The following is a 12,148-nucleotide window of genomic DNA, read 5'->3' on the forward strand; positions in this document are numbered from 1 at the left end:
CGCTCTCACTCCTCCTGTCGTTCATGCCGTTTTCTCTCCCGGCTCCGTCCCACCAGATAGCCAAAGCCAAACGCCAGGACCCCTACGCCGATACCGGTCTGCAGGCAGAAAAAGAGGCTCTCCACCTCGCCGGGCAGCTCTCCGCCCAGCACCTGCTCCAGCACGGGGGTGAACCAGGGTTCATAGCTCTCGCCCTGGATCTGCTCCACCATCTGGCTGCCGGCGTCATCACTTCCGCCAAACTCCGCCCCCCGCAGAGCGAACAGGGGCACCAGCACGATCAGTCCCACCGCGATCAGGGAGACAGCTGTGATCTTCTGATTCTTCGTCATGGCTCATACCTCCTTCATGTAGCCGATGGTCCGCAGTTCCGGGCGGGCATAGGTCTCCAGGCCCATGACCACCAGCATGGTGAGGATTCCCTCCACCACGGCCAGAGGCAGCTGGGTGGGAGCGAACACCCCCAGGAACTCCACCGCGCTGGCGGCCACGCCGCCCACCGGGCTGGGATAGGCCAGCGCCAACTGGAGACTGGTGACACAGTAAGTAAAGAGGTCACCGGCAAACGCCGCCAGGAACACCCCCGCTAGCCGGGGCAGGCCCAGCTTCTCCCAGAGTTTATACAGGCCGAAGCTGACCAGAGGCCCGGCCACGCCCATGCTGAAGGTGTTTGCCCCCAGGGTAGTCAGCCCCCCATGGGCCAGCAGAAGGGCCTGGAACACCAGCACGATCAGCCCCAGCACCGCTGCTGTGGGCGCACCGAAGAGGACCGCCGCCAGGCCGGTGCCTGTCATGTGGCTGCAGCTGCCACTGACAGAGGGAATCTTCAGCGAGGAGATGACGAATACAAACGCGCCCGCCATAGCCAGCAGAAGCAGCGCCTTGCGCTGTTCCCGGACCAGACGGCGGATGGACGCCAGCCCCCATGCCAGGAAGGGCAGGCACAGCGCCCCCCACGCCACACAGTACACTGGGGGCAGGTATCCCTCCATGATGTGCATAGCGGAAGCCCCTGGGACGGCGCACAGGACCAGCGCCAGAGCGCCGGCCGCTGAGACGAGGTTTTTCTCCCATTTTTTCATGTCGATTCTCCTTTTTTATTTTCTCGGGTCCCTGTCCGGAAATCCTTCAGCTCCGGTTCTCTGATAGGTTCCCCCTCTGCCTGTTCCCCGCCTGCGTGGTGGCGCAGGATTGCCTGCACAAGTCCCTCCGCGGAGATCTCCGCCGCCGTCAGAAAAGTCCGATGGCCGTGGCCCGCCAGCGCCCGGGCCGTCACCGGCCCGATGCACACGCACACGGTCCCCTCCGCCACATCGCCGCCGGCGAAAAACGCCTCCACGCCGCCGGCGCTGGCGAACAGCAGATAGTCCAGAGGGTGCTTTTCATCCCAGGTGCGCTCTCCCCGCAAAGAATACAGAGACAGTTCCCGAACCTCGTATCCCCACCGGGCCAGCAGCTGGGGCAGCACCTCCGTCCCCTGCCGGGAGCGGAGCAGCACCACCTGATCCCCGGGCTCCAGCCGCCCCTTCAGAGCCTCCGCCAGACCCGCACTGGTATAGGTCGCCGGGCACAGGTCCGCCTGGATGCCGTGGCTGGCCAGACGCCGTCCGGTGGACGCGCCGATCACCGCGAAGCGGCAGGCGGCCAGGCGCCGCAGATCCAGCCCCTCCCGCCGGGCCTTGCGGAAGAAGATGTTCACGCCATTGGCGCTGGTGAACACCAGCCAGGGGCTTCTTCCGGCACACAGGTCCTCCAGCCGGAGGGGAAGGGGAAGCTCCTCCACGGTCAGGCCCGCCGCAGTCTCCACCACGGCGCCCAACCCGGTCAGCAGCTCTTGTAGCTTCTGCCGAAGCCCAGCCGTGCCGGTGACACCCACCCGCACGCCGGAGAGGGGATGTTCCACCGTGGCGGAAAAGTCCAGTGCCGCCGTGGGCCCCACCAAGATGATGGCCGGAGCCTTCAGCTCCGCGGCCCGGGTCTTTTCCGCCAGCTGGGCCAGCGGAGCCCGCACCGCCACTGGCCGGGGGCCCATTCCGCTGGAGATCACCGCCGCCGGAGTCTCAGCGCGCTTTCCCGCCGAGAGCAGCCCGTCTGCAATCCCCTCCAGATTGGCCAGCCCCATGAGGAACACCAGCGTCCCCTCCAGATTGGCCAGGCTGCCCCAGCCGCCTGCGGGCTCACCCCGCTCATCAAAGGTGTGGCCGGTGATCACGTGGAAGCTGCGGCTGACTCCCCGGTGAGTCACCGGGATTCCCACCGCCGCCGGAATGGCCACCGCAGAGGTGATCCCCGGCACCTCCTCGCAGGGGATGCCTGCGGAGAGCAGCGCCTCCATTTCCTCGCCGCCCCGTCCGAAGACGAAGGGATCTCCCCCCTTCAGCCGGACCACCACCTTGCCCTCCAGGGCCTTTTTCACGAGGAGACGGGAGATCTCCTCCTGAGGCGTGGAGTGGCGGCCCAGCCGCTTCCCCACATACAGCCGCTCCGCCGCCTGCGGTGCCGCCTCCAGCAGATGCCGGTCGATCAGGTCATCATAGACCACCACGTCACAGCACTGCAGCAGCCGCAGCCCCCGCAGGGTGATCAGATCCGCCCGGCCGCAGCCGGCACCTACCAGATATACGCATCCTCTCATTTCCTCTCTCCTCCCGTCCTGTATTCTTCCAGGAGCCGCTCCTGTTCCGCGGGCTCCAGGGGACGCCCACGCTCCAGGCACGCTTCCAGGGCCGCCGCCAGGGCCTGCCGCCGGAGGGGCTCCGGCAGGGCGCGGACACGCTCCCTGTATGCATGCAGGCACACGAGGATCTCCTCGGTCCGGTCCGGCAGCGCCGCCTCCATCCGGTCCCGGAGGCAGGCCGCCGCTCCGGGGCTCACCCCCCCGGTGGAGACCCCCACCGTCAGCATCCCCCTTCGGATGAGCGCCGGAAAGAGGAAGGTCCCCTCCCCGCCGTCCGCCGTGTTGACGGGGATTCCCATCCTGCGGCACAGTCGGGCCACCTGTTGGTCCACCTGGACGCTGCCGGCGGCAGCCACTGCAAAATCCACGCCCTCCAGATCCTCCGGGCGGAAGAGACGCTGATCCAGCGTCACGCCGGGGAGTTCCCGCAGCGCCGGGCAGATCTCCGGTGCCACCACTCGCAGCCTCGCTCCGAAGGGCAGCAGCTTTTCCACTTTCCGCCGGGCTACCGCGCCGGCGCCCACCACCAGTCCTGCCTTCCCCTGAAGATCCACAAAAAAGGGAAAATACCCCATATGCCCCTCCTCTCACCGGCAGTAATACTGCCAGCCGTCCTCACTCTGTACCCGCTTCACCGTGACGCCGAAGGCGCTGTTCAAAGCACCGCTGGTGAAGACCTCCTCCGGGGTCCCCACCATCTGAAGCCGTCCCCGGTCCAGCACAGCCACTTCATCCGCCGTCCGCAGGGCCAGGGACAGATCATGGAGCACCAGCACCACTGCTCTGCCCTGTCCAGCCAGCTTTCGGGCCATAGCCATTACTTCCAGCTGATGGCGCACATCCATATAAGTGGTTGGCTCGTCCATCAGCACGGTATCTGTATCCTGCGCCAGCGCCATGGCGAGATACACCTTCTGGCGCTGACCGCCGCTCAGCTCTCCCACAGGCCGCTCCGCTAGGTCCGCCGCGTCCGCCTGCTCCAGCGCCCGCTGGACGATGGCGTAATCCTCCGACCGGTACCGGCGGGGATAGGAGAGGTATGGGAACCGCCCATGGAGCACCATCCGCCGCGCGGTAATGGCCGGGATGTTTCTGGACTGGGAGAGATAGGCCACCTTTTTTGCGATCTCTCGCGCCGACAGGGCAGAAATTTCCACGCCGTCAAAACGGACCTCGCCCCCCTGCTTGGACAGAAGGCCCATAGCTGTCCGCAGCAGGGTGCTCTTGCCGCAGCCGTTAGGGCCCAGCAGCACCACTACCTTCCCCATAGGGAAGGTGAGACTCACCTCCCGCAGCACCGGGTTTTCCCGATAGCCACAGCTCAGCTTCCGCAGCTCAATCACGGCCGTGCACCCCCCTTCTGCCCAGCAGCCACAGGAAGAAGGGCCCGCCCGCCAGAGACATCACAATCCCCACCGGAATCTCATAGGGGGCCAGCAGCAGCCTTGCCAGCAGATCACAGCCGCACAGGAGTCCCGCCCCGCCCAAGGCGGAGGCCACCAGAAGCGGCCCACTCTCCTCGCCCACCAACTGGCGCATCATGTGAGGCACGATCAGCCCCACAAATCCCAGAAGTCCGGAAAAGCTGACGGCCGCTCCTGCCAGCAGAGCCGCAAGCGCCAGAAGGATGAGCCGCAGCCGTCTGGCTGGCAAGCCCAGTGCCTGCGCCTGTTCCGTCCCCAGCAGAAGGACGTCCATCTCCCCGTGGAGGGAAAGGGCCCCAACCATGCCCAGGAGGATCGGCCACACCGCCGGCATGATCTGGGACATGGACACTCCGGAAAAGCCGCCGATACGGAAGTCCGAATAGCCGTTCAGCGCCTCTGGCACCAACGTGACCACCAGATCTACCCCCGCGCCGAAGATACTGGAAATCGCCACCCCCGCCAGCACCAGGGTGATCTTGGAGGCGCCGGTCCTCTGAGAGATGTACAACACCAGCAGCACGCCGCCGAATGCGCCCAGCATGGCGGCCCAGGGGGTGGCCGCAGATGCACTGGGCGCCACCGCGCAGCACACCGCCACCGCAAGGCCCGCCCCAGCGTTGACGCCGATGGTGCTAGGCGCCGCCAAGGAGTTGGCCAGTACGCCTTGAATAATAGTCCCGGCCACTGCCAGGGAGGCGCCCGCCAGCAGGCAGGCACAGGTGCGGGGCAGGCGGACATAGAGGAAAATGCGCACGGCCGCAGAATCTCTGCCGCCCTCCAGCAGCTCTGCCAGGATTTTCCCCGGATTCACCATCTCAGCCCCCAAGCACAGGCTCAGCAGCGCCAGAAGCAGCATCATCACCGTCAGAATCGCCATAGCGCCGGCCCAGTTACTGCTCCGGATAGAGGATGTCCGCCAGTTTCTCATACGCCTCTCCCCACCGTGCATTCGGCTTTACATTGTACAATCTCTGATCCATCACGTGATATCTGCCCTCCCGCACCGCGGTCAGGCCCTCCCAGGCAGGGTTGGAGAGCAGCGTGGCCTCCAGCAGCGCCTGCGCGTCCGCGGGATCGCTGCCCTGCACCACCACAAAGATGTAGTCCGGGTCCTCCGCCACTATGGTCTCCAGGCTGAGGTTCTCCAAAAGGCCCGTCTCGCTGTCGGCGATGTTCACGCAGCCAAGGTCCGCCAGCATCTCTCCCAAAACCGTGTTCTGACTGTTCTTCACCTTGCAGCTGGAGCCGGTGGCCCGGATATAGAGCACCCGAGGCCCCGGGTCCTGCGCCCGGCCGCGGGCCACCTCTACCTGTGCTTCCACCCGGGCACCGTAGAGCTGGTAATTGTCCGGGGAGCCGGTAAGCCGGGTGCAGATGTCCAGCATCCGCAGATAGTCCCCGAAAGAGCTGATGTCGAAGTAAGCCACCGGGATCCCCAGCTCTTCCAGGAGGTCCATCAGCTCCACGTCGGCGGCTGTCTTGGCACTCCCCAGGACAAAATCCGGATCAGCCGCCAGCAGTGCCTCCACATTCGGGGTCTTGACCTCACCCAAGTTCGTCACGGACTCGTCCAGCTCCAGTTCAAACTGGGTCCAGCTGTTCTCGGCGGCTGCGACCAGCGTCTCCTGTCCCCCTGCCAGGCACCACACGTCCGCAAAGCTCCCGATCAGTGCCGCCGCCCGCTGGGGCGCCGCCGGCACAGTCACCTGCCGGCCCAGGTCATCTGTAAATGTCACTCCGCCCTCTTCGGGAGCGGGATGGGGATCCTCCTCCGCCCCGCAGGAGATCAGGAGGGTCAGCATCAGAAGCACCATCAGCACCCCCGCCGCCCGGTTGATCCCTCTTTTTCTCTGTCTGCTCACGTTCTCTCTTCTTTCTTCGCTCTGGTATCGTTTTCCGCCCCGCAGTTCTGCGCTGCCATGCGCTGCAGTTCCGGGAAGCGGCGGAGCACCGCATCGTAATTCTCCCGCCTGTGGGGGAATGTGCAGTCCGCACAGCTCTTCACGCCCCGGTCGGTATAAGTCCAGCTTCCGCCGCAGCCAGGTCCCAGGCAGTAGAGCGGGCAATAGCAGAACAGGCAGTTGAACTCCTCTGCCGATATCCCCTCATGACAGGGGAACATCTCACATTCCCGGTTTTGAAAAAATGCATATCGACGGGTTTTCTTCTCTCCCACTGTGCCCTTTCCTTTCCGCGCCCGAACGCCTAAAAAAGCCACGGCAGCCTTGGCTGCCGTGGCCGATATTCCCACAACAAATACGCGCTTTACTTCCTGCAAATACGCCGCTTCCCGCGAGATAGGTCTCCTGACTTGCGGCAGGGATCCCCATGTCTCCCCGATTTTCAACCCACCTTCTCAGATTGCTCCAATGGCGAACTCACGTTCAGCGCCCAAAAGGCGTTTAGGCGAAATCTTCCGCTTACAGTGCCGGCACGTTTCGGATTCTCACCGAATTTCCTCATCCCCGTCTCTGCCGGAGCAGAGACGGAGACATCCCGCGTTATTCGATTGTTCTCCAGCCCTTCTTCCTCAACAACTGGCATGATAGCACCTTCCCAGGGCGTCCGCCGCCAGCATGGCCTGATACACCATCTCTGGCGTGACGGTAAAGGGCATGTTGTGGATCGTCGCGCCGGGGACGCAGGCCTTTTCCGTCGCCTTCCTCAACAGGTCGTGCTCCAGCGTTACATAGCCCATATCCGAAAAACACACCGGAAGGCCCACGTCGCAGCAGAACTTCAGCACACTCTCCAACTCCTCCTTGGGCACATCCTCCATCACCAGCTGCACCAGGGTGCAGAATGCCACTTTGTTCCCGTGGTACAGGTCATGAAGCTGGGGGATAAATGTGAAGCCCTTCTGGATGGCGTGGGCCGCGGCCAAGCCGCCGCTCTCAAATCCCACGCTGGAGAGATAGGTGTTCACCTCCACGATGGTCTCCACCGCCTCAGTGCAGGCACCGGCCTCCACCGCGATCTTGGCCCGCAGGCCGTCCCGCTGCAGATACTGCCAGCACATGGCCGCAAGCCCCGTGGCGGCCCGGGTTGGCTTGCCGGCCGTCTGATTATCGCTGCCGGAGGCCCGGCATGCGCGCGCTTCAAAATAGGTTGCCATAGCGTCACCCATTCCCGCCACCAGTAGCGCCACCGGCGCCTTGGCGACAACGGCCGTATCCACCACCACCATATCGGGGCAGCGGTTCAGGAACAGGTAATGGTCAAACTCCCCGTTGTCCAGGTAGACAACACTCAAGGAGCTGCAGGGCGAATCCGTAGATGCCACGGTGGGCACGATCACTGCCGGCAAGGCCGCATAGTGGGCCACCGCTTTGGCCGTGTCCAGAATCTTGCCGCCGCCGATGCCCACGACTACGGTACTCTTCTGCTCGCGGGCCACAGCTGTCAGCCGATCAATCTGCGTCTGACTGCATTCGCCCTGGAATATTTCGTAGTGCAACTCATAGTCCTTGCCCTGGAAGCAGGCATCCAGTGTCGGGCAGATGCGCTTTGTGCCGGACTGGCTGATCAAGATTAGCAGCCGTCTGCCCATCCCCTGCAAATATTCATCAATCTCACCAAGGATACCCGCGCCCTGCACGTATTTCCCAGGGCTCTTCAGAATTTTCTGCATCTCACAATGTCCCTTCAATCTGTGTCTTCTTTTTTAACGGTAAAAATCTCAGTCTATGCAATTAACCACACAATGGTATCTGCGCATTGTCAACATTCTTTGGTGTGCAGAGTGCTGCTGTGGCAAACCTACTGTCCAAGAAGGAAACAAGATTCACTCAAAGGCAGCGGAATATCTACTTGCAATGCACACAGGTGTTAATAATAGCAAAATTTATGCCATTATTCGCGTTATTTAATAAATTGAGGATTTTGTAGGAATATTTGTCGAATATTTGAATTTTTTCTCGTATTTCCACAATTTATTTTGATAACCGTCGCTTTTGCAAAGCTGTTTTTCACATATAGTTCCCTATTCTATCTGCCGCATGTGTATGCAAAAAATCTGACCGTTGCATATTTGCGCACAATTTTAGTTGATATTTTCTTTCATTCTTGGCTTTTCAGTCCGCCGCATTTTCTCAATTGCCCATGAAAGATGCCGAGGTGTCCGATGCATTTCCGCCATCCGGGAAGAAGCCGCCGAAGGGCAAGTCAACGAGTAATCCCAACAGACAAATCCCCCACAGCATTACCACGATTACACCGGCATCTGTCGGCAATTGCTCCAGCTGCGGCAGTGTCCCCTGCGGGCCACGCTGTCATGGCAGTCCGGCCTAACGGTACATATAGAGGTTTCCGCCTGTTAAGGCCGTCTCTCCCTACTGTCAGGCCGTTCCCATGTTTTTTCAGGATATGCTCTGCGCTTTTTATCACTCTGGCCGCAACTTTTTCTGCCGCCCAGTCCAAACACGCCTTGACGCCGGTTCTTCCCGATAGGGATGCTCCCTGGCCCCGTCTCCGAGATGGATCAGCGGGCTCTTTCCACCAATGCTGTGATCTTCCTGCAGTAGGGAGGTATCGCGCCTGTCAACTCTGCTGACTTCCGGCAGTCTCCGATTTGGCGCACTGCTGCTGGAGCAGCTTCTCATATCTTCAGAGGAATTACGAATCGTACTTCAGAGCGCTGCAACTATGAACGAAGAGGTCTCGGAGGGAGAAATCTCTGTTCAAGGTATTCAGCAGTTGCTACTGGTGGAATACAATCTTAAACTCATAGACAATAGCGGCCAATGATCTCTATCGATAGCAGAAGACATAGGGACAACGGCTTTGAATTGACCCTATAATAGCGCGAAATGCTACGGACCAGAAGGCCGGGGGTTCGAATCCCTCAGGGCGTACCAGCAAGAAGCCTGTGTTCTCTAAGAACACAGGCTTCTCTGTTTTTCTCCGGTCCTTCCCCCGCTTCGTCTCTGCCCATATCACGCCACAGGCCGGTGAAATTTCAGGCTACTTCTACCATTACTATCAGTTCCTCGCTGCTGTCAGGATGCCGCTGACCGTGTTTACCGCCTGGATCTGGGTGTCTTTGGTGACGTGGGCGTAGGTGTCCAGCGTGAATCCGGCGCTGTAATGGCCCATCATTTCGGAGACTGTTTTCACGTTTCCCCCGTTCTGCCGGGCGATACGCCGCTGGATACGGAGCGTTTTTCTCTGGAAGTCAATGCCTGTCCATTTTAATCCCAACAGCTCTCCCCGCCGCAGGCCGGTTGTCCAGGTCCATGTAGCAGCGTTCATACACGCCGCTTTTCCCGGCCTTCTGAAAAAACGCTGTCAGCTGATCCGGTGTCAGGTCCTTCACCTCCTGCGCTCCACCTTTCGCAGTGTGCGCAGCTCTTGGCCGGGGTTGTTCGGATGAGCGACTGTTCCGCCTCTACTTCCATGGCGGGGGACGGCATTTGGCGAAGATTCCGCACTGTTTTGCATACAAGTCTTTTTGCTTTACAGCGGTTCTCTTTGCTTTGAACGTCCTCCTTTTTCAGCAGCTCTTTATAGAGCCACTGTATCTCCAGAGAGGAATTGCCCGGGCTTCCGGCCAGAGTTATCAAAGAATTGACAGCTGCGGAGGCGGATTGTGTCGGGACAGCTTTCCATCTTTCGATTCAGTATATCAGGCCGCAGCTGGAGCGTCTGGACTGCCTCCGCTTTCATATCCGCAAGCAGCAGGAAGCACAGCAAAGCTGACCGGCAGCACAAACACAAGACTATTTTTCGGGAAGGAATTTTTATGAGGCTCCAGGACAACGCCGCCTTTGCGCCGCTGCGCTGCGTTTTGGCCGGATTTTTCAAAAGCACCTCCCATGCGCCGTCCAGATCCGTGTCTGCCTGGGGCTGAGTGCTGTTCCTTGCATCTGAAATTTCCGGATGGCGGAAGCGCAAATGACGGCTTTCAATCTGCGGAGTCTTTCCGTCGGTACAGGGTGAGCGTGTACATCGGAGCCGTTGGCTCGCCCTTCCATTCAGAGCCATCGTGTCGAACCTCCACATATTGTTCCCGTGATTTGGAGAACACTATTTCTAAATTACGCATTTGGAGGATCGTATATGGAGTCATTGTGGGAGCAGACGTCCGGACATACAGGGTTTGGTCATCTGGAGCAGGATGCAAAGACCGATGTATTGATTATCGGCGGGGGGATAGCGGGGTTTTATGTGCATATCTGCTGCACCAGGCCGGAGTCCTCTATCTGCTCTTGGAAGCTGAGACGATCGGCGGCGGGATCACCAAAAACACCACCGCCAAAATCACCTCCCAGCACGGCCTGATCTATGACAAGCTGATCCGTAAATTTGGAGCTGACCAGGCCAAACAGTACCTTGATGCCAATGAAGCGGCCCTTCAGAAGTACCGGGAGCTGTGCCGCGGCATGGACTGCGACTTTGAAGAAAAGACTGCCTATGTGTACTCTCTGAATGACCGCCGGAAAATTGAACGGGAGCTGGATGCCCTGGAAAAACTGGGGGTTCCTGGGGAATTTACAGACCGCCTCCCCCTCCCCTTCCCTGTGGCCGGAGCAGTTCGATATCCAAACCAGGCCCAGTTTCATCCGCTGAAATGGATCGCCGCGATTTCAAAGAGCCTGCACATCTGCGAGCACACGCCGGTGCGGGAGCTGGTCGGAACAACTGCAATTACGGATTATGGAAAAGTCACGGCAAACAAAATAATTGTAGCCACCCATTTTCCCTTTTTGAATAAGCACGGCAGCTTCTTTGCCAAACTGTATCAGCACCGCTCCTATGTGATTGCCCTGGAAAACGCCCCGAATGTAGACGGCATGTATGTGGACGAGGCCCAGACGGGCATGTCCTTTCGCAACTACAAGAATTTGCTGCTGGTAGGCGGCGGAGACCACCGCACCGGAAAACAGGGCGGGGCCTGGCAGGAACTGCGGGATTTCGCCCAGCGGCACTATCCCAAGGCCGCAGAGACATCCCACTGGGCTACCCAGGACTGCATGTCTCTGGACGGCGTTCCCTATATCGGCCCCTATTCCGCCAGCGCATCCGACCTGTATGTGGCCACCGGTTTCAACAAGTGGGGAATGACCTCCGCCATGGTGTCGGCCATGGTCCTGTGCGATCTTGTCCAAGGGAAGCAGAGCCCCTATGCCGAGGTGTTTTCCCCCTCCAGAACGATTCTTCGCCCCCAATTGGCGGTCAATGGCTTCGAGGCCGTGGTCAACCTCCTGACCCCTTCCGCCAAGCGTTGTCCCCATCTCGGCTGCGCGTTGAAATGGAACCCGCAGGAGCACACGTGGGATTGCCCCTGCCACGGCTCCCGTTTTACAGAGGAGGGCAGGTTGATCGACAACCCGGCAACGGGGAATCTGAAAAAGTAGTGCCGCCGAATGAAACAGCTCCATCTGTGTTTCCTGGCTGAGACGCAGATGGAGTTTGCATAACAAGCATGATCTTTCCCCCAATCCCTAGTCTGTTGCCCCGCCCGCAGAAGATGCACAGAGTCCTTCCGGAAAAGGCAATCGGCCGATCCGGTCTTGCCGCATAGTTCAGGCCCTGCCTCTCATCCCTCTCCGCCGGAATATGGGCAGCAGTTCCGGTTGGTTTTGGAACCATCTGTATATAGAGAGATAGTATCCGCATTGCTCCCTTTTGAACAGCAATCTATATCCGGTATCCGATATATAGGTGCGCCCCTTCCCCATCAGTACGATTCTTGATCCCCTGTTCCGTTGAAGATGTGGTCCGCCTTCGCGCCGTCATATCCCCTACGCCAGAAATGCCGGTTTTCATATTTATCTCATGTTCGCATACTTTCATAGATCATCAGACTATTTTTCCCCTTTCAACACCCCATAATCTGTGAAACGCTGTACTTGGGCGGGATACCTGCCAATATGTGAACATGATCTTTGTACGCCTCTCCTCTATAATTTCTATCCCCTTGTACTCACACAATTTCCTCCTTTGGTTCTTGTAGCAGTTGGCAGACTTCCATTGTTCTACCAAAGGAGGATATTTTTTCGGCATGGCTAAAGCTTTTTGGAACCATCGGTTTTGCCGGTGGTTC

At 59.8% G+C, this 12,148-nt stretch carries 10 protein-coding genes, 2 pseudogenes and 1 riboswitch; of the genes and pseudogenes, 1 reads left to right on the forward strand and 11 read right to left on the reverse strand.

Annotated elements, in window-relative coordinates; translation table 11 throughout:
* Positions 1 to 5: 5 nt before the first annotated feature.
* The 10 genes from HMPREF1546_RS06835 to HMPREF1546_RS06880 all read right to left on the reverse strand — a co-directional run bounded on the left by HMPREF1546_RS06835 (position 6) and on the right by HMPREF1546_RS06880 (position 9,354).
* Positions 6 to 332 carry an energy-coupling factor ABC transporter substrate-binding protein gene (locus HMPREF1546_RS06835; protein ID WP_021748786.1) on the reverse strand — a complete coding sequence of 109 codons (327 nt, stop codon included), beginning with the start codon at positions 330 to 332 and terminating at the stop codon, positions 6 to 8.
* A gap of 3 nt (positions 333 to 335) precedes the next feature.
* The gene (locus tag HMPREF1546_RS06840; RefSeq protein ID WP_021748787.1) at positions 336 to 1,082 is read right to left on the reverse strand and encodes an energy-coupling factor ABC transporter permease; all 747 of its coding nucleotides are present in this window, start codon (positions 1,080 to 1,082) and stop codon (positions 336 to 338) included.
* A complete protein-coding gene (gene cobA, locus HMPREF1546_RS06845; protein ID WP_021751809.1) occupies positions 1,079 to 2,635 on the reverse strand; it encodes a uroporphyrinogen-III C-methyltransferase in 1,557 nt (518 codons plus the stop codon). Before cobA ends, HMPREF1546_RS06840 begins: the two co-directional genes overlap by 4 nt.
* Complete coding sequence (locus HMPREF1546_RS06850) at positions 2,632 to 3,252, reverse strand: bifunctional precorrin-2 dehydrogenase/sirohydrochlorin ferrochelatase (protein WP_021748790.1); 621 nt, start codon at positions 3,250 to 3,252, stop codon at positions 2,632 to 2,634. The genes cobA and HMPREF1546_RS06850 overlap by 4 nt, the downstream gene beginning before the upstream one ends.
* A 12-nt stretch (positions 3,253 to 3,264) precedes the next feature.
* Positions 3,265 to 4,020, reverse strand: a complete 756-nt coding sequence (locus HMPREF1546_RS06855; protein WP_021748791.1) for an ABC transporter ATP-binding protein — start codon at positions 4,018 to 4,020, stop codon at positions 3,265 to 3,267.
* Complete coding sequence (locus HMPREF1546_RS06860; protein ID WP_051319972.1) at positions 4,013 to 5,032, reverse strand: iron ABC transporter permease; 1,020 nt, start codon at positions 5,030 to 5,032, stop codon at positions 4,013 to 4,015. Before HMPREF1546_RS06860 ends, HMPREF1546_RS06855 begins: the two co-directional genes overlap by 8 nt.
* Positions 4,995 to 5,966 carry an ABC transporter substrate-binding protein gene (locus HMPREF1546_RS06865; protein WP_021748793.1) on the reverse strand — a complete coding sequence of 324 codons (972 nt, stop codon included), beginning with the start codon at positions 5,964 to 5,966 and terminating at the stop codon, positions 4,995 to 4,997. Before HMPREF1546_RS06865 ends, HMPREF1546_RS06860 begins: the two co-directional genes overlap by 38 nt.
* The gene (locus tag HMPREF1546_RS06870; protein ID WP_036630008.1) at positions 5,963 to 6,280 is read right to left on the reverse strand and encodes a cysteine-rich small domain-containing protein; all 318 of its coding nucleotides are present in this window, start codon (positions 6,278 to 6,280) and stop codon (positions 5,963 to 5,965) included. Before HMPREF1546_RS06870 ends, HMPREF1546_RS06865 begins: the two co-directional genes overlap by 4 nt.
* 102 nt (positions 6,281 to 6,382) lie before the next feature.
* Positions 6,383 to 6,618: riboswitch (cobalamin riboswitch) on the reverse strand.
* Positions 6,619 to 6,634: 16 nt separating this feature from the next.
* On the reverse strand, positions 6,635 to 7,735 hold the full coding sequence (locus tag HMPREF1546_RS06875) for a glycerol dehydrogenase (RefSeq protein ID WP_021748795.1): 1,101 nt from the start codon (positions 7,733 to 7,735) through the stop codon (positions 6,635 to 6,637).
* 1,349 nt (positions 7,736 to 9,084) lie between these two features.
* Complete coding sequence (locus HMPREF1546_RS06880) at positions 9,085 to 9,354, reverse strand: tyrosine-type recombinase/integrase (protein WP_021748798.1); 270 nt, start codon at positions 9,352 to 9,354, stop codon at positions 9,085 to 9,087.
* Positions 9,355 to 10,161: 807 nt separating this feature from the next.
* Between HMPREF1546_RS06880 and HMPREF1546_RS06890 the strand changes: the two are divergent.
* A pseudogene (locus tag HMPREF1546_RS06890) lies at positions 10,162 to 11,459 on the forward strand (FAD-dependent oxidoreductase).
* A gap of 467 nt (positions 11,460 to 11,926) precedes the next feature.
* Here HMPREF1546_RS06890 and HMPREF1546_RS18740 read toward each other — a convergent pair.
* Positions 11,927 to 12,042: pseudogene (locus HMPREF1546_RS18740) on the reverse strand (transposase); the annotation flags it as partial.
* Positions 12,043 to 12,148: the final 106 nt, after the last annotated feature.

The organism is Oscillibacter sp. KLE 1745, from assembly GCF_000469445.2.
Taxonomy (GTDB): domain Bacteria; phylum Bacillota; class Clostridia; order Oscillospirales; family Oscillospiraceae; genus Oscillibacter; species Oscillibacter welbionis.